Here is a 16,291-nt window from a genome sequence, read left to right on the forward strand (position 1 = left end):
GCGTGAGCTGGAGCGAACGGCTGAAGGAGCTCGGCATCGAGCTGCCCGGCGTGGCCGCCCCGCTGGCCGCCTACGTGCCCGCCGTCCAGAGCGGCCAGCACGTCTACACCTCCGGCCAGCTGCCCTTCGTCGACGGCGTCCTCGCCGCGACCGGCAAGGTCGGCGCGGAGATCAGCCCCGAAGAGGCGAAGGGCCACGCCCGCACGTCGGCGCTCAACGCGCTCGCGGCCGTGCACGCGCTGGTGGGCATTGACAACGTCACGCGGATCGTCAAGGTTGTCGGCTTCGTGGCTTCCGCGGAGGGCTTCACCGGCCAGCCGGCGGTCGTCAACGGCGCGTCCGAGCTGCTCGGCGAGGTCTTCGGCGACGCGGGCATCCACGCCCGCTCGGCCGTCGGCGTCGCGGAGCTGCCCATCGGGTCGCCGGTGGAGGTCGAACTGATCGTGGAGGTGCAGTGATGGACCCGGACATCGAGCAGTCCACCCACGAGCTGCTGCTCCGGCTGGCCGGGCGGCTGCCCGACCAGCTGCTGTGGCGGTTCCGCGACTGGCTCGGCGAGGGCGCCATGGGCACCCTCGCCCGGACCCTGCCGAGGTCTTTGCTTAAGCACAGGATTGACCTCGACCAAACGGAGTACCGCCTGCTCGTGGCGGGTCTCATCCCGCACGGCGCCGACTGGCACCAGGTCAGTTCGACGCTGGGGGTAGACGACGTTGCCGAGAACCGGTACACATTCACGGCGAGTGCGCCCGAATGGGTTAACTCGGTCGACTCCGTGTCCGTGTTGATCCACGCAACGTTGCGAGGACGCCCGGACGTGGGGGAAGTGCGGCAGAGCTGGCGACACGTCGGTGTGGTCGGGCAGGGCACGGCCAAGCGCGTCCTGCTGATCACCGCGCTCAACGGTCTGCCGAGGTTGACCGGCGAACTGCAGCGGGTGCTGCGCGTTCTGGGCGACGAAGAGCCCAGCGTCGAGGTCATCCCGCCGCGCTTCGACCTGCCGGAGTACCACCGGGCCGCGCTGGCCGATTCGGAACTGGTCTGCGTGGGCGCCGCTGCAGGGAACCGGCTAGTAGCCGCATAACGCTCGCCCGCCAGCGAGCTGGGAGGGAGCAAGGCAATGGTGGAGGTCCACGACGGCCCGCCCATGGACGGGTTTTCGGTGCCCCTGCGCCTGCACAACCTGTTGCTGGCCCTGGCGGGCCGGATCGACGACAGCGCGCTCACCGAGGCGCGTGAGCTGATCGCCCGGGCCCACATCGACGAGGCGGTCGAGCTGACCACCGGCACGCTCATCGCGGGCCGGATCCCGGTCAGCTCCGCCGAGCAGCGCGAGCTCGCGCTGGTCCTCGAGATGAGCCGGTCGGACGCGACGCTGGCGAACGACCTGCTGGTCGACGAGGCCGAGCCGGTCAACACGCACCGGTTCAGCGGCGAGAACTCCCCGGAGTTCGGCATCGCCGAGGCGCTCGACCGCACGTTGCAGGTGCTGCCGGACGTCCGGTCGGTGCACGCGGTGTGGCGCAACACCCCGGCCGGCAGCGTGCCGGGCGCGCTGCCGCAGCGAGTGGTGCTCGTCGAGCTGGGGCCGGAGGGCAACCCGCCCGCCGTCGCGTTCCGCGTCGACACGGCGTTGCGCCGGGCCGGGATCCACTCCGTCGTCGAGGTCAGCGGTCCGGGCGTCGCGCACTCCGAGTACCACCAGGCCGCTTCGGCGGCCGCGTCGCCGGCGTGGGTGACCGGGAGCACGACGTCGTCCACCTCGGTGTACCGGCCCGAGCCGGCCAAGCCGCCGGTGACGGTGAAGGCCGAGCCGGTCGCGGAGTCGTCGGGCAGCAGGCACAGCATCCGGTCGAGCACGGCCACGACGACCCCGCCGGAGCCGGTGGCCCCGGTGGTGCCGATCGTGTCGCCGCCGCCCGCGCCGGAGCCGCCCCGCCAGTCGCGGGCGGAGCGGTCGTCCGACCGGTCCGAGACGCGGGCGGAGCGCACCGCCGACCTGACGCCGGCCGAGGTCGCGCAGCTGCGGCAGGCGCTGGCCGAGGACCCGGAGAAGGGCCGCGAGATCGCCGCGGGCAAGCCGTCGATGCACGAGGTCGTCGAGCTGCCCGCGCTGGACCTGGACGACCCGAGCCTGAGCGAGCGCGACCGGGCGCTGCTGCGTGAGCTGCACGCCGAGCTGGCCGAGCGCGAGCGGGCCGAGGCGGCGAAGATGCGGCTCAACGGCGCTTCCCGCTCCGGCGGCGACCAGCGCGGCTGGACCGCCCCCTAGGCTTTGCGGCGCAAAGCGGCACTTTCACATGAAAGTGCCGCTTTCGCTGTGTCTGGGATGCCACAACTGCGCGACGGAACGCGGGGGTCCGGAGGTATGTTCCGGTGGTGGAGCAGCCAACGGAGTTTGTCTTCGACCTCCCCGTCGGTGCCGGGGTAGCCACCCGCGCGAACGCCGACGGGCCGCCCGTCGTCCCGAAGGACGCGGCCACCGTGATCCTGGTCCGGGACGGCGCCGACGGCGTCGAGATCTTCCTGCAGCACCGGGTCAAGGGCATGCCGTTCGCGGGCGGGATGACCGTCTTCCCCGGCGGCGGGGTCGACAAGCGCGACGCCGACGCGTCGGTCGCGTGGGCCGGCCCGGACCCGTCGTGGTGGGCCTCGCGGTTCGGCTGCGACGACGCGCTCGCGCGGGCACTGACCTGCGCGGCCGTGCGCGAGACGTTCGAGGAGTCCGGCGTGCTGCTCGCCGGCAGCGCCGACGCCGTGCTCACCGACGTGACGCCGTACGCGGCCGCCCGCCAAGCCCTGGAGACGCGCGAGGTGTCGCTGGCCGGCTTCCTCGCCGACGCGGGCCTGACCCTGCGAGCCGACCTGCTGCGCCCGTGGGCGCACTGGATCACGCCCGAGCAGGAGCCGCGCCGGTACGACACCCGTTTCTACGTCGCGAAGCTGCCGGATGGCCAGCAGGCCGACGGTGCGACGTCGGAGGCGTCGAGCTCCGGCTGGCAGCGCCCCGAAGACGCGATCGCCGACGCGCGCGAAGGCCGCCGGATGCTGATGCCGCCGACCTGGCTGACGCTCAGCGAGCTGGCGAAGTTCGCGACCGCCGACGACATCCTGAACGAGCAGCGCGAGATCGTCCGCATCGCGCCGACGCTCGTCCGCGAGAACGACCACGTCCGCGTCGTGCTGGAGAAGCGATGAGTGCCCCCGCGTACGGCGTGCTGCGCCAGGTGTCCGAGACGGCGTCGGTGCTGCTGGAGAACAACCCGTCGTCGATGACGCTCGAAGGCACGAACAGCTGGGTGCTGCGGGCGGCGCCGGACTCGCCCGCCGTCGTCGTCGACCCCGGCTACCGCGACCTCGAGCACCTCGAACTGCTGGCCGGCGTCGGCGACGTCGAGCTGGTGCTGCTCACGCACTTCCACCCCGACCACGCCGAGGGCGCGCCGTGGTTCGCCGAGCGCGTCGGCGCGCCGGTGCGGGCGTTCGACCCGTCGCTGTGCATCGGCGCGTCGTCCTTTGTGGACGGTGAAATGATCTCGGCGGGTGGTCTCTCCCTCCGCGTCCTGCACACGCCGGGCCACACCGACGACTCGGTGTCGCTGGTGCTCGACGGCCAGGTGCTGACCGGCGACACCATCCTCGGCCGCGGCACGACGGTGCTGCACGACCTCGGCGACTACCTGCGCTCGCTGCGGAAGCTGATCGAGCTGCCGGCGGGCACGCTCGGGCTCCCTGGGCACGGTCCAGAGCTGCCCGACTTGGCCGCGACCGCCGCCGAGTACCTTGCCCATCGGGAACAGCGGCTGGACCAGGTGCGTTCCGCTCTGAAGAAGCTGGGTGCGGACGCCACCCCGCGCCAGGTCGTCGAGGTCGTGTACGCCGACGTCGACCGGGCGCTGTGGGCGCCGGCCGAACTGAGCGTGCAGGCGCAACTGGACTACTTGCGGTCGGAGGAACAGGGATGAGCAACGTCGAGGTCGAGTTCTACTGGCGCCCGGGGTGCGGGTTCTGCGCCGCGCTGGACCGGCCGATGTCGAAGAGCGGCTTCAACATCCGCAAGATCAACATCTGGGAGGACCCGACCGCCGCCGCGCGCGTGCGCGAGGTCGCGAACGGCAACGAGACGGTGCCGACCGTGATCGTCGGGTCGACCGCGCTGGTCAACCCGTCCTTCGCCGAGGTCGAAGCCGCGGTCAAGGCAGCTTCGGCGGGCTGAGCGTGCCGGGCCGCGCTCCGTGGAGGAAGGCGGCCCACACTTCGCGCAGCCCGGTTGCGTTCTCCAGGCCTTTCGGGGCGCCTTCGAGCATCGGCGCGTCCCAGACGTCGTGGGTGCCGAAGAGGAACGGGATGTCGATGCAGTGGCAGGCTCCGAACCGGTTGCCCGGGGCCTGCCAGTCGAAGCGGTAGGTGAAGGCGCCGAGTTTCTCCACCAGCCGGTCGCTGGTGAAGAAGCCGTTCGCTTGGTCGATCACTTCTTGGGGCGCGTCGGGGACGAAGGCGCGCAGTTCTTCTCGCGTCCAGCTGATCAGCGCCGGGCCCTCTGGTGCGGCTTCGATGAGGTCCTTCGCGACGAGGTCGTTGTCGGCGACCAGCTGGAACGGCACTTCCAGTGAGCCGGGCTTCGCGGTCTTGGCCGCGACGGCCAGCTGGGCTCGGAGCAGCTTCTCCACTGGCGCCGCGCGGAGGTCTTCGCCGAGTTCTTCCCGCAGCAGCCGGCTGTTCGCGGCGGCTTCGTCTGATGTGGACGGTGGTAAGCCGAGAGGGGCGCTTTGCAGGGCGATCCGCTTGACGAGCCCTCGGGCACGCGGTGCCGACCACAGCGTGAGCGTCGACTGCGCCCCGGCCGACTGTCCGCTGAGGGTGACTTCGGCCGGGTTCCCACCGAACGCGGCGATGTTGTCCCGGACCCATTCGAGCGCGGCGAGCTGGTCGGCGATGCCGAGGTTCGGCGGAATCCCTTCGGCGTGCAGGAATCCGAGCACGCCGAGGCGGTAGTTGAGCGTCACGACGACGACGTCGGCCTCACGGGCCAGGCGCGTGCCGGTGTACCAGATCTGGCCGCCCGAGCCGCTGGAGAACCCACCGCCGTGGATCCACACGAGCACGGGCCGGCTCCCGCTGGTCGACGGCGTGAAGACGTTGAGGCTCAGGCAGTCCTCGCTCTGTGGCAGCGGCATCGGACCGAGGGCGTGCTCCAGGCGTGACGGCGGTTGCGGCGCCGCGGGGCCTGCTTCGAGCGCGTCGCGGACGCCGGTCCACGGCTCCGGCCTTGCCGGCGCTTCGAATCGTTTTGCAGTGGCGTAAGGGATTCCTCTGAACTCGTGTGCGGTGCCACGGATCCGGCCGGTGGTGGTTTCGACGATCATCGTGCCTCCTGTTCGAAGTAGACGGCGGCCCCGAGGGCGTCCTCGGCGCGGACGAAGAATCCGTTGCGGTGGGTCGTGGTCGGAACGTGCTGCTCGATCAGTGTCCGCGCTTTCGCCAGATCCGCGACCACGACGCCGTGGGCGGCGAAGTAGGGCAGTTCTTTCGGGGTTTCTCCTGGCAGGAGGTCGTTCACGCCGACGATGTCGACGAGGTGCCGGCCGTTGGTGATGACGTCGTAGCGCTTCTGGTAGGCGGCGATTTCGTCGTCGGGGACGACGAGGACGATCCCGGCGACGGCCTTGGCGCCGTTGGGGTGATCGAGGTAGCGCGGCTGGTGGACGTACTTCGGGGTGAGGTGCTCGGCGGTGTGGAGGATGCCTTCGGGGGTGCGGTCGCGTCTGATGTGGACACTGCGGAAGCGCGCGGTGCGAGTGCCTTCCGGCAGTTCGACGTCCCGTCGCAGCTTCAGCACACCCGAGTTCGAGAGGCCGGCTTCTCGCAGCCTTCTGGCGGCTTCGTCGGAGTCGTCGACGCCGAAGGAGCAGCCGTGGAGGCCGTCGCCGCGGGCGTCGAGGATCGGCAGGACGTGCCAGGGGTCGCCGGCGGCTTCGTCGACGATGCCGATGAGTTCGAGGAAGGACCCGCCGAAGTAGGCGCAACGGTTCGCGGTGCAGCTTGGGACCGGTTCGCTGGTTTCGGCCGTCGCCGCGAAGTGCCGCGACGGCGGGCTGAGCGTGAAGCCGAGCTGCTCGTAGCGCTGCCAGGTGCGTTCGTAGTCCCTGGTCAGGAAGACCGTGTGGTCGATGTGCATGACTCCAGGATTCGGGCTCCCGCTCTTTTGTTCCTCCTGTGCTCGTGTTGTGCGCGGAATCCGACACTGCCTAGGCTGATTTGGTGGAATCCGGCCTGCTCGACGACCTGGACCGCCGCCTGGCGCACGCGCTGCAGCTGGACGGGCGGGCGTCGTTCAGCACGATCGCGTCGGTGCTGGGGGTCTCGGACCAGACGGTGGCGCGCCGCTACCGGAAGCTGCGTTCGTCCGGGGTGCTGCGGGTGGTGGGCGTCCCGGAGGCGGCGCCGCTGGGGCAGGTGCACTGGCTGGTCCGGCTGCGCTGCGTCCCGGACGCGGCGGGCGCGATCGCGGCGGCCTTGGCCCGGCGGTCGGACACCCAGTGGGTGAGCTTGATGTCGGGCGGGACGGAGATCGTGTGCTTCGTCCGGGCACCGTTGCGCGAGGAGACGGACGGGTTGCTGCTGGGGCAGTTGCCGCGGACACCGCGGGTGGTGTCGATGACGGCGTACCGGCTGCTGCGCCGGTTCGCGGGCGGGCCGGCGGGGTGGCCGGGCCGGTCCAGCGCGTTGTCTGCTGCTCAGGTGGCTGCTTTGCGGCCGGCTCTTACGTCGGTTTCGTATTTTCCGGAGCCGGGCGACGTGGGCTTGCTGACGGCGCTGGCCCACGACGGCCGCGTCGACATGGCGACATTGTCGACGGCATCGGGCCGTTCGGAGTCGACGGTCCGTCGGAGGTTGGCGGCGTTGCGGGGGTCGGGAGCGTTGTACTTCGACGTGGAGGTGGACGCGGCCCTGCTGGGCTACCCCCTGACGGCGACGTTGTGGTTGACGGTGGCCCCATCGGCACTGGAGTCGACGGGGCTCGCGTTGGCGAAGCACCCCCAGGTGGCCTTCGCGGCGGCAACCACGGGCCCGGCGAACATAGTGGCGAACGTGGGCTGCCGCGACGACGCGGCGCTGTACGCGTACTTGGCGGAGGACTTGGGTGGGCTGGCGGGAGTCCAGCAGGTGGAGACGGCCCCGATGATCCGCACGTTGAAGCGCTTCGGCACCCTGCAGCCGGTGTAGCAAGAGGAGCGGTGCGCGCGACTCACCGCCTGTGAACGACGAGCACACGATCGACTTCGTACTCAACGGCGAGCAGCACCGGCTGACCCGCGCCGAGGTGCTGAGCGCGGCGGCACGGGGTGGCCCGGAGCCGATCCGCACGCATTGGGTCGCCATCGGCGACCAGCGGTGGCCGCCGAGGCAGCTCTTCGAGCGCGCTTTGGGGGTGTCGCGGAACGAGTTCATCTCGCACACGGCGATCCGGCACCTCCGCCGGCTCGGGTTCCCGACGAGCCCGCTCCCTCAAGAATCCGCTTCTCAGGATGGGCTCGTTGGGGCAACTCCGGCAAAAGCGTTCGCGTCCCTCGTCGACTTTCTGACCGCCGAAGACCTGACGGCTCGCATCGGCCGCATGGAGCAGCGACTGGACGGAGCCGATCTCGGGAACTTCGATCACTGGGATGGCGGCATGACCGATGAGTTGCTTCAGGCCGCGCTGTTGGTGCGGCGGCACGCCGGCCGCGTCAACGACCTCATCCATGCGGCGACGATCATCCGCACGCTCCCGAACATCCTCGAACCCGGCGAGCGCATCGCCCGTCGCCCGTCACTGGCTTCGGGAAACGACCCGGACCGCCCGTTCGATCTCGAAACCGACCGGCGGGTCGCCGAGTTCAAGACCGCGCAGTGGACCGGCGGCGACACCATGCGCAAACGCTTGCTCGTCGCCGATCTGGTCGGCCTGGTCCTGCACCGCGGCCAGCGTCGCGCCGAGCTGTACGTGCGCGGCCGCCAGCCCATCGACTTCCTGCGAACCAGCACGTCAACGATCGAGTGGATGCTCGGCCGCTCTTCGCCGAATCTGCGGGAGGTCTACAAGCGGCGCTTCGGGAGCACCAACCTGACCGTCAGCCAGTTCACCCACGGACCGGCCGCGGAAGTCGCCCTCCGGGACTTGACCGAGATCATCGGCTGAGCATCGGCATGAGGTAGTACGTCAGCTCCACCTCCCCAGGCTCCGCCGACCGAAGAACGCACGCCCGCATCCCCGGCTGGATCGACAACTCGACCCGCTCGCCCGCGAACGCCTGCAACGCGTCGAGCAGGTACCGGGCCTGGAACGACGGCGACGTCCGACCCCCGCTGACCTCGGCCTTCAGCGTCTCCTCCGCCTCGCCCGTGTCCTGGCGCGCACTCGCCAAGCGGACCTGCGAATCGCCGACCTCCAACGTCAGCACTCGCCGGTCCTCCGCGTACACCCCGACCCGACGGACCGCCGCCCCGAGCGCGTCCGCCGACAGCGTCACCTTCGTGTCGACCGCCGATGAAGGGATCGAGTCTTCCGACAAGAACCCCGCGTCGAGGACCGCCGTGCTCACCAAGCCGCCCGGCCAGCTCAACCCGAACCGGCCCGGGCCCGCGTGCAAGCCGACCACGCCCTTCGCCTGGCGTGCCGCCTCGGCCAGCAGCGTTGCCGGAACCAGGACGTCCAACGAACCCGGGGAGCGCAGCGGTAACCGGGCCACCGCCATCCGGTAGCGGTCGGACGCCGTCAACGTCAGGCGGTCGCCCGCCTGCAGCCGAACGCCCGTGAACAGCGGGAGCGGGTCGTCCTTCGAGGCCGTTCCCGCGACGATCCGCAGCGCCGATGCGAACGCTGCACCGTCCACTTCGGACACGAGCGGCGGCTCCGAAGCCGGTGGGCCTGCCTCGGTGGACAAGAGAGGCAGCGCGAACCGGGCGTTGTCGACCCGCAGGGCCAGGCGGCTACCCTCGACGACCAAGCGCACGAGGCCGTCGAGCATCTTCAAGGTCTCGGCCAGCGGCGCCGCCGGGACGGTGACCGAACCGTCCGTGTGGGCGGTCGCCGGGCAGTCGAACCGGACGGCCAGATCCGGGTCGCTGCCCGCGACCGTCAGCCCGGCCGCGTCCGCACGCAGGCGCAGCCCGGCGCGGGCGGGCAGCAGCCGCGAAGCGGCGGAAACGGCCGCCGAGAGGCGGTGGGCAGGCGCGGTGACGTCCATGCCCGCAAAGCTAGCGGCGACCACCGACAAAACCGCCGCAAGACGCCGCTGACCTGCGATAATGCCTAGCTGACGCCGGCCAGCTGCCGAGCAGCGGCGGCCGAAGCGGGCGCCCGGACCGTCCCCCGCAGCAGCCAAACCAGCAGCGCGAGCACCAGCCCGGCCACACTGGCCGTCAGGAACGCCGCCGAAGGGCCGGCGTGCTCCACGACGTACCCGCTGACCGACTGGCCGGCCGCCAATCCCAACGTCACCGCCGTCAGCACCCAGCCGAACGCCTCCGCCGCCGTCCCGGACGGCGCGACCAGCTCGATCGCCGACGAGTGCGCCGTCGACTGGGGCGTGATCAACGCGCCTGCCAGCAGCATCATCAGCGCCAGACCCCACAGCGACGACGGCCACGCGAGCAGCGCCACCAACGCGCCGAAGCCGCCGAGCAGCGCCGGCAGCCGGAGGCCCATCCGGCGCGGCCACGGTCGCAGGCTGTACGCCACGCCGAACGCCACCGAGCTCAGCGACCACGCCGAAAGCAGGAGCCCACCGAACGAAGGAGCGCCGGCTTCGGTCGCCGATGCCGGGACCGCCACCTCGACGAACCCGATCACCATGCCGAACCCGAGCGCGGCCAGCGCCAGCGTCCGCATGCCCGGGCTGGCCAGCGCGCCCAGCAGCGAGCCGGACGAAGATTCCGCAGGACCCCACGCCCGCACGGCCGGGCTCAGCGCGAACAGCACCGCGCCGGTGAACTGCAGCGCGACGCCCAGCACCAGACCCGTGCCCGCCCACGGGGCCAGGACCAGCAGCCCGGCCACGCCGGGACCGAGGATGAAGAACACCTCCATGCTGATCGCCTCGTACGAGAACGCCGCGTTGCGCGCGCCACCCGGGGGCAGCAGCCGCGTCCACAGTGCTCGCGAGGCCGAGCCGACCATCGGCTCCGACAGGCCGGTCGCCGCGGCGAACGCCACCAGCACCGTCGTCGATGCGTGCGACTCGATGGCCGTGACCAGGGCGGTCATGGACAGCGCGAGGAGCGCCGAGACGATGAGCAGCGGCCGCGTCGGGCCGAACCGGTCGATCAGCCTGCCCTGGATCACCGCGCCCACCGAGACGCCGACGAGCGAGCCGGCCGAGACGAGCCCGGCGGCGGCGAAGGACCCGGTCTCGCGCTGGACGTAGAGCAGGGCCGAGATGCCGATCATGGCGATCGGCAGGCGCGCGAGCACGGACGCGACGGCGGGCCACCGGGCGGCGCGGGTCGTCAGCGCGCCGCGGTAGTCGGCCAGAGACGTACGACCTTCAGAGTGGGACACGCGTACCAGTATGCCGCAGAGTGGTACGTGGGTACCAGTTATTTACGGGTCGCGTGCGTCACCGGGTCTCGATCGGGTAACAGTCACGATATTCTCCGTGAACTCGTGCAACGAAACGGCCGGGACGGCGTCCTTGAGAGTGAATGGCCTTGAATTCGTGGGTATGGGCCGTGATGGTTGAACAACAGCACAGAACCCAGCTCCCTCCGGCACTTGGGTCGGGGCCTGATCCCGGAGGGCGGGGAGCGCGGATCGTCGGGGGATGGTCCGCGCGACAAACGAAGAGCCGGTGCGCCACGTCGGGGGTGGCGCCCGGCTCTTTGTTTTGGGTACGCAACGCAGAAGGCCCCCTCCCCGAAAGGGTGAGGGAGCCTTCGACGTGAGAACTCAGCGAGCCCGGCGAGCCAAGCGCTCCGGGTCCAGGATCAGCACGCTCTTGCCTTCGAGCCGCAGCCACCCGCGGTGGGCGAAGTCAGCCAAAGCCTTGTTGACGGTCTCGCGGGACGCGCCCACGTACTGGGCGATCTCTTCCTGCGTCAGGTCGTGCGTGACCCGCAGCAGGCCCGCCTCCTGGCTGCCGAACCGCTGCGCGAGCTGCAGCAGCGCCCGCGCCACGCGGCCCGGGACGTCGGTGAAGATCAGTTCCGCGACCATGTTGTTCGTCCGGCGCAGGCGGCGCGCGACCACGCGCAGCAGCTGCTCGGCGATCTCCGGGCGGGTCGAGATCCACTGCCGCAGGGCCGGGCGGTCCATGGTGACCGCGCGGACCTCGGTGACCGTGGTCGCGCTCGACGTCCGGGGGCCGGGGTCGAAGATGGACAGCTCGCCGAACATGTCGGACGGGCCGAAGATGCCCAGCAGGTTCTCGCGGCCGTCCGGGGACTTGCGGCCGATCTTCACCTTGCCGGACTGGATGATGTACAGCTTGTCGCCGGGCTCGCCCTCGTTGAAGATGACATGGCCGCGGGGGAACTCCACGGATTCCAAGGTCTGGGCCAGCGCCTCCGCCGCTGCCGGCTCCACACCCTGGAAAATGCCCGCACGGGCCAGGGTTTCGTCCACCTCGGGTGCCTCCTCGTCGAGAAACGTTCACGCCCTCCCGTGTGTGGAAGAGCGTGACGCCGATCACTTGCGCGTCAGTCTAGGGCGTACTCCCGAGATCGCCCGTCGGACGCGCGCGCCCACCGGATGATCTCGTTCGAACGTGGAGCCTAACTCCGCACGCGACGCGCGCGTAGCCTGGCTGCCCGTCCGCCCAGCCTACGCAGCCGGAACAGCTCCAGCGCGCGGCCGATGCCGTGCCCGTAGAGCGCCCTGACTTCGTTGGGTTGCGCCTGCTCGAGGAACTCTTCGACCTCGTTCTCCTGCACCGCGACGTGCTTGAGCCGGCTTTCCACGCGCTCCATGAACAGCGCGAAGAACATGATCACCAGGGGGACCAGGATGACGAACCAGACAGTCATGACCGGACCCCGAAACACTCAGTGAAAAGCATCTACTCCAGATCCTCGCTCATGGCGGCCGGAAAACTGCGCCGAGGTGGTGCTCTGGCGTGTCGGTCGTCCACCGGTGCACTGACCGGCTCGTCCGACGGCGCCCGTAGGCTATCGGGGTGCCACCTGCCACCACGAACGCCCCCCGTGAGGGCGCTGGTGAAAGCCGGTTAGCTCTGGTGAGACGCGCCAGGCGGATGAAGCGTTGCTTGGACGACGTGTATCCGGACGCCCACTGCGAGCTCGACTTCACCACTCCACTGGAACTGCTGGTCGCGGTCGTGCTGTCCGCGCAGACCACCGACGTGCGGGTGAACCTCGTCACGCCCGCCCTGTTCAAGCGGTACCGCACCGCCGCCGACTACGCGGGCGCCGACCGCGCCGAGCTGGAGGAGTACCTCCGCAGCACCGGCTTCTACCGGGCCAAGGCGAACTCCGTCATGGGCCTGGGCGCGGCGCTGGTCGAGCGCTTCGGCGGCGAGGTGCCGGGCAAGCTCGAGGACCTCGTCACGCTGCCGGGCGTCGGCCGCAAGACGGCCAACGTCGTGCTCGGGAACGCCTTCGACGTCCCGGGCATCACCGTCGACACCCACTTCGGCCGGCTGGTCCGCCGCTGGGGCTGGACGGCCGAGGACGACCCGGTCAAGGTCGAGCACGCGGTCGGCGAGCTGATCCCCCGCAAGGAGTGGACGATGCTCTCGCACCGGGTGATCTTCCACGGCCGGCGCGTCTGCCACGCCAAGAAGCCCGCCTGCGGTGCCTGTCCGCTGGCCAGGGACTGCCCGTCGTACGGCACCGGCCCGATCGGCTTCGAGGAAGCGGCGAAGCTGGTCAAAGGGGTCGAAAAGGACCACATTCTGGCCATGGCGGCGCCCCGGTGACGACCGTCACCAAATGGGCGCTCGCCGCCGCCGTGCTGGCGGTGGCGCTCATCGTCGCACTGCTGCCCCGCGGGGGTGACGACAGCGCCGCGAAGCCGTCCGAAGACCTGGGTCCGGCCCGGTCCGCGGCGGCGCTCCAGCCGTGCCCGGCTCCCAGCACGAAGCAGCCGGTGAAGCAGCTCGAAGGCGTCAAGGCGGACTGCCTCGGCGACGGCGCGAGCGTCGACGTCGGCAAGGCCCTCGCCGGGGCTCCGGTGCTGGTCAACGTGTGGGCGTCGTGGTGCGAGCCGTGCCGGACCGAGCTGCCCGTGCTCCAGGAGTACGCGAAGCAGCCGGGTGCCGTCCGCGTGCTCGGCGTCCAGGTGCAGAGCCCCGCGAAGGACGGGCTGGAACTGCTCGCCAAGCTGGGCGTGCACCTGCCGTCGGTCTACGACGGCGACGGGCAGAGCGGGCCGATCCGGACCGCGCTGAAGGTGCCGCCGCGGCTCCCGGTCTCCTACCTCGTCACCGCGGCCGGCGAAGTGCGGTTCATCGCGAACCCACCGACCTTCGGGAACACTGACCAGGTGCGCGCGGCAGTGGGAGGGACTTCATGATCGGACCGCTGGTCGAGCCGGAGTCCGTCCCCGAGTGGCTCCGGCCGCTGGTCAAGGTCAGCGGCGAGGTCGATGCGAAGACGTTCACCCGGTTCAGCCCGCCCGAGGGCACCTACACGCGCGCCGCCGCGGTGCTCATCCTCTTCGGCGAACGCGAGGCCGACGGCGAGCCCGACGTCCTGCTGCAGCGCCGCGCCGACACCCTGGGCTCGCACGCGGGCCAGGTCGCCTTCCCGGGCGGCGGCGCCGAGGACGGCGACGGCGGCCCGATCGGCACCGCGCTGCGCGAGGCCGAGGAGGAGACCGGGGTCGTCCCGGCCGGCGTCCGGCCGGTCGCGGTGCTGCCGGAGCTGTTCGTCCCGGTCTCGAAGTTCGCCGTGACGCCGGTGCTGGCGCACTGGGACACCCCGTCGCCGGTGCACGCCGTCGACCCCGGCGAGACGGCGTCCGTCGCCCGCGTCGCGCTCGCCGACCTGGCCGACCCGGCCAACCGGTTCATGGTCCAGAAGGCCGGCGCGCCGTGGAAGGGCCCGGCGTTCGAGGTCTCCGGCCTGTTCGTCTGGGGTTTCACCGCCGGGTTGCTGTCCGTCCTGCTCGGCCTGGGAGGCTGGGAGCGCGAATGGGACTCGGGCGACGTCCGGGACCTCGACGAGGCGCTCGCCGCTTATCAGGCGCGGCTGGCTGAGGGGTGACGCGGTGAACTGGGTCGATGTGCTGGTCCTGCTGCTGGCCGTGCTGGCGGCGGTGTCCGGTGCGTACCAGGGCGTCATCGTCGCGCTGCCCTCGCTCGTCGGCGTCGTGCTCGGCGCGCTCGCCGGGATCAAGCTCGCGCCGGTCGTCGTCGCCTTCTTCGACGACCCGGTCTGGAAAGTCGCCTTCGCGGTCGCGACCGTCGTGTTCCTGGTCGCCTTCGGCGAGGCGATCGGCGTCTACGTCGGCCGCAAGCTCCGCCAGAAGATCAACCCGGACAAGCTCTCCGGCATCGACAAGACGCTCGGCGCGATCGTGCAGGCCCTCGTCGTCTTCGTGGTGGCGTGGCTGATCGCGACGCCGCTGACCACCGTGTCCGGCGTGCCGGGGCTCGCCAAGGCGATCAACGGCTCGGTGGTGCTCGGCAAGGTCAACGACGCCATGCCGGAAGCCGCGCAGGGCTTCCCGAGCCAGCTGCGCAAGCTGCTCGACGCCTCCGGGTTCCCGTCCATCGTCGACCCGTTCCAGAAGGCCCCGACGGCCGACACGTCGCCGCCGGACCCGGCGCTGCAGAGCAGCGAAACCGTCCAGCAGCTGCACGGCAGCATCGTCAAGATCCGCGGCAGCGCGAGCTCGTGCTCGCGGTCGCTGGAAGGCAGCGGGTTCGTGATCGCGCCGCAGCGGGTGATGACGAACGCGCACGTCGTGGCCGGCACCGACACCGTCGGGATCGAGACGACCCAGGGCGACTACCCGGCCCGCGTCGTCTACTTCGACCCGGAGGTCGACATCGCGGTGCTCGCCGTGCCGCGGCTGCGCGCCCCGGCCCTGCAGTTCGCGCCGGAGACGGCCAGGGCGGGCGACAGCGCGATCGTGCTCGGCTACCCGCTCGACGGCCCGTACCGCGCGACGCCGGCCCGGGTGCGCGGCCGGATCAACCTGCGCGGCCCGGACATCTACGACGCCAACACCGTGCAGCGGGACGTCTTCACGGTTCGCGCCGAGATCCGCAGCGGCAACTCGGGCGGCCCGATGGTGACGCCGGACGGCCGGGTCATCGGCGTCGTGTTCGGCGCGGCGGTCGAGGACCCGGAAACCGGCTTCACGCTCACCGCCGAGCAGGTGCGGGCCGAGGTCGACGCGGCGCCGTCGCAGACGACGAACGTCTCCACCGGCTCCTGCGCGGCCTAACGCCCGAACCGCAGCGCGAGGCCGTCCAGCAGTGCGCGCATGCCCGACTCGACGATGTCGTCCAGGACGAGGTCGTAGCCGGTCTCGGTCAGGTCGGCGAGCATCCGGGCGAACGTCGGGTGCCCGGCCGTCATCGCCGCCACCGCGGGGCCCTGGTGGTCCATCCAGTCCTCTTCGGTCAGCCCGGACGACGCCAGCGCGCTTTGCTCGCGTTCCAGGTGGACCGCCATGCCCTGGACGTGGCTGAAGAACAGGACGTGCAGGTCGCACAGCGTCGCGGCGTCGACGTCCAGCTCGGCCAGCGCGGAGAGCGCCCATTCGCCGTGGACGGCGAGGTTGCGCAGCGGCAGCGGGCGCGTGATCGGCCCGAGCTGCGCCAGCCAGGGGTGGCGCTTGAAGAGCGACCAGAGCGTGCGGCCGCCGAGCGTCAGCCGTTCGCGCCAGTCCCCGGTCGGCTTCGCCGGGTAGCCGCGCTCGCCGAACGCGGCGTCGGCCATCAGCAGCACCAGCTCGTCCTTGCCCCGCACGTACCGGTACGGCGCCATCGCCGCGACGCCGAGGCGGGCCGCGACGCCCCGCATCGACACCGCGCCGAGGCCCTCGGCGTCGGCGATCGCGATCGCGGTCCGCACGAGCTGCTCGCGGGTCAGCCCGCGCCGGCCGCCGCCGCGGTGGTTCCGGCTCGCGACGACCGTGCCGGACCGCGGCTCGGCGTGCACCAGGCCTTCCTGGCCCAGCAGGGCCAGCGCCTTGGCCGCGGTCGCCATCGCGACGCCGTGCTCGGTCGCGAGCCGTCGCGTCGAAGGCACCCGCGCGCCGGGGGCGAGTTCACCGCGGTCGATCCGGCCACGCAGCTCCTCGGCGATGGCCAGGTACTTCACGGCGGTCTCCTGTTCT

At 71.2% G+C, this 16,291-nt stretch carries 19 protein-coding genes; 12 read left to right on the plus strand and 7 right to left on the minus strand.

The window, feature by feature from the left end:
* Positions 1 to 2: 2 nt before the first annotated feature.
* The 6 genes from ABFJ78_RS05220 (at position 3) to ABFJ78_RS05245 (ending at position 4,216) form a co-directional block, all read left to right on the plus strand.
* Positions 3 to 458 carry a RidA family protein gene (locus ABFJ78_RS05220; RefSeq protein ID WP_364562729.1) on the plus strand — a complete coding sequence of 152 codons (456 nt, stop codon included), beginning with the start codon at positions 3 to 5 and terminating at the stop codon, positions 456 to 458.
* Positions 458 to 1,084 carry a hypothetical protein gene (locus ABFJ78_RS05225; protein ID WP_086679262.1) on the plus strand — a complete coding sequence of 209 codons (627 nt, stop codon included), beginning with the start codon at positions 458 to 460 and terminating at the stop codon, positions 1,082 to 1,084. Before ABFJ78_RS05220 ends, ABFJ78_RS05225 begins: the two co-directional genes overlap by 1 nt.
* Positions 1,085 to 1,120: 36 nt before the next feature.
* Positions 1,121 to 2,272 carry a hypothetical protein gene (locus ABFJ78_RS05230; protein WP_436384530.1) on the plus strand — a complete coding sequence of 384 codons (1,152 nt, stop codon included), beginning with the start codon at positions 1,121 to 1,123 and terminating at the stop codon, positions 2,270 to 2,272.
* Positions 2,273 to 2,379: 107 nt separating this feature from the next.
* Positions 2,380 to 3,198, plus strand: a complete 819-nt coding sequence (locus ABFJ78_RS05235) for an NUDIX hydrolase (RefSeq protein WP_436384532.1) — start codon at positions 2,380 to 2,382, stop codon at positions 3,196 to 3,198.
* Positions 3,195 to 3,965: an MBL fold metallo-hydrolase gene (locus ABFJ78_RS05240; protein ID WP_436384534.1), complete on the plus strand. Its 771-nt coding sequence runs from the start codon at positions 3,195 to 3,197 to the stop codon at positions 3,963 to 3,965. The genes ABFJ78_RS05235 and ABFJ78_RS05240 overlap by 4 nt, the downstream gene beginning before the upstream one ends.
* Positions 3,962 to 4,216 (plus strand): glutaredoxin family protein, encoded by a 255-nt coding sequence (locus ABFJ78_RS05245; RefSeq protein WP_436384535.1) that lies wholly within the window; start codon positions 3,962 to 3,964, stop codon positions 4,214 to 4,216. The genes ABFJ78_RS05240 and ABFJ78_RS05245 overlap by 4 nt, the downstream gene beginning before the upstream one ends.
* Here ABFJ78_RS05245 and ABFJ78_RS05250 read toward each other — a convergent pair.
* Entirely contained in the window at positions 4,194 to 5,366 is a 1,173-nt protein-coding gene (locus ABFJ78_RS05250) for a carboxylesterase family protein (protein WP_436384536.1), read from the minus strand. The genes ABFJ78_RS05245 and ABFJ78_RS05250 overlap by 23 nt on opposite strands.
* Positions 5,363 to 6,178, minus strand: a complete 816-nt coding sequence (locus ABFJ78_RS05255; protein ID WP_436384538.1) for a VOC family protein — start codon at positions 6,176 to 6,178, stop codon at positions 5,363 to 5,365. Before ABFJ78_RS05255 ends, ABFJ78_RS05250 begins: the two co-directional genes overlap by 4 nt.
* Before the next feature lie 83 nt (positions 6,179 to 6,261).
* Between ABFJ78_RS05255 and ABFJ78_RS05260 the strand changes: the two genes are divergently transcribed.
* Both ABFJ78_RS05260 and ABFJ78_RS05265 read left to right on the plus strand, forming a co-directional pair.
* Positions 6,262 to 7,227 carry an Lrp/AsnC family transcriptional regulator gene (locus tag ABFJ78_RS05260; protein ID WP_436384540.1) on the plus strand — a complete coding sequence of 322 codons (966 nt, stop codon included), beginning with the start codon at positions 6,262 to 6,264 and terminating at the stop codon, positions 7,225 to 7,227.
* 31 nt (positions 7,228 to 7,258) lie between these two features.
* Positions 7,259 to 8,182: a hypothetical protein gene (locus tag ABFJ78_RS05265; protein WP_436384541.1), complete on the plus strand. Its 924-nt coding sequence runs from the start codon at positions 7,259 to 7,261 to the stop codon at positions 8,180 to 8,182.
* Here ABFJ78_RS05265 and ABFJ78_RS05270 read toward each other — a convergent pair.
* The 4 genes from ABFJ78_RS05270 to ABFJ78_RS05285 all read right to left on the minus strand — a co-directional run bounded on the left by ABFJ78_RS05270 (position 8,172) and on the right by ABFJ78_RS05285 (position 12,006).
* The gene (locus ABFJ78_RS05270) at positions 8,172 to 9,230 is read right to left on the minus strand and encodes a DNA polymerase III subunit beta (RefSeq protein WP_436384543.1); all 1,059 of its coding nucleotides are present in this window, start codon (positions 9,228 to 9,230) and stop codon (positions 8,172 to 8,174) included. The genes ABFJ78_RS05265 and ABFJ78_RS05270 overlap by 11 nt on opposite strands.
* A 65-nt stretch (positions 9,231 to 9,295) precedes the next feature.
* Positions 9,296 to 10,543, minus strand: coding sequence for an MFS transporter (locus ABFJ78_RS05275; protein WP_436384544.1), 1,248 nt, complete (start codon positions 10,541 to 10,543; stop codon positions 9,296 to 9,298).
* A gap of 387 nt (positions 10,544 to 10,930) precedes the next feature.
* Positions 10,931 to 11,605: a Crp/Fnr family transcriptional regulator gene (locus tag ABFJ78_RS05280; protein WP_003081747.1), complete on the minus strand. Its 675-nt coding sequence runs from the start codon at positions 11,603 to 11,605 to the stop codon at positions 10,931 to 10,933.
* Between the two features lie 149 nt (positions 11,606 to 11,754).
* Positions 11,755 to 12,006 (minus strand): hypothetical protein, encoded by a 252-nt coding sequence (locus tag ABFJ78_RS05285; RefSeq protein ID WP_013230551.1) that lies wholly within the window; start codon positions 12,004 to 12,006, stop codon positions 11,755 to 11,757.
* Positions 12,007 to 12,233: 227 nt separating this feature from the next.
* On the opposite strand from ABFJ78_RS05285, the gene nth reads away from it, so the two are divergent.
* From nth to ABFJ78_RS05305, 4 genes are read left to right on the plus strand one after another with little or no spacing between them, the layout of a single operon-like run.
* Entirely contained in the window at positions 12,234 to 12,917 is a 684-nt protein-coding gene (nth, locus tag ABFJ78_RS05290) for an endonuclease III (RefSeq protein WP_436384545.1), read from the plus strand.
* Positions 12,914 to 13,513, plus strand: a complete 600-nt coding sequence (locus tag ABFJ78_RS05295; protein ID WP_436384546.1) for a TlpA family protein disulfide reductase — start codon at positions 12,914 to 12,916, stop codon at positions 13,511 to 13,513. Before nth ends, ABFJ78_RS05295 begins: the two co-directional genes overlap by 4 nt.
* Complete coding sequence (locus tag ABFJ78_RS05300; protein WP_436384547.1) at positions 13,510 to 14,205, plus strand: NUDIX hydrolase; 696 nt, start codon at positions 13,510 to 13,512, stop codon at positions 14,203 to 14,205. Before ABFJ78_RS05295 ends, ABFJ78_RS05300 begins: the two co-directional genes overlap by 4 nt.
* Positions 14,206 to 14,209: 4 nt before the next feature.
* Positions 14,210 to 15,394 carry a MarP family serine protease gene (locus ABFJ78_RS05305; RefSeq protein ID WP_436384549.1) on the plus strand — a complete coding sequence of 395 codons (1,185 nt, stop codon included), beginning with the start codon at positions 14,210 to 14,212 and terminating at the stop codon, positions 15,392 to 15,394.
* Here the strand turns inward: ABFJ78_RS05305 and ABFJ78_RS05310 are convergent.
* Positions 15,391 to 16,275, minus strand: a complete 885-nt coding sequence (locus ABFJ78_RS05310; protein ID WP_436384550.1) for a GntR family transcriptional regulator — start codon at positions 16,273 to 16,275, stop codon at positions 15,391 to 15,393. The genes ABFJ78_RS05305 and ABFJ78_RS05310 overlap by 4 nt on opposite strands.
* Positions 16,276 to 16,291: the final 16 nt, after the last annotated feature.

The organism is Amycolatopsis sp. MEPSY49, assembly GCF_051337345.1.
GTDB lineage: Bacteria > Actinomycetota > Actinomycetes > Mycobacteriales > Pseudonocardiaceae > Amycolatopsis.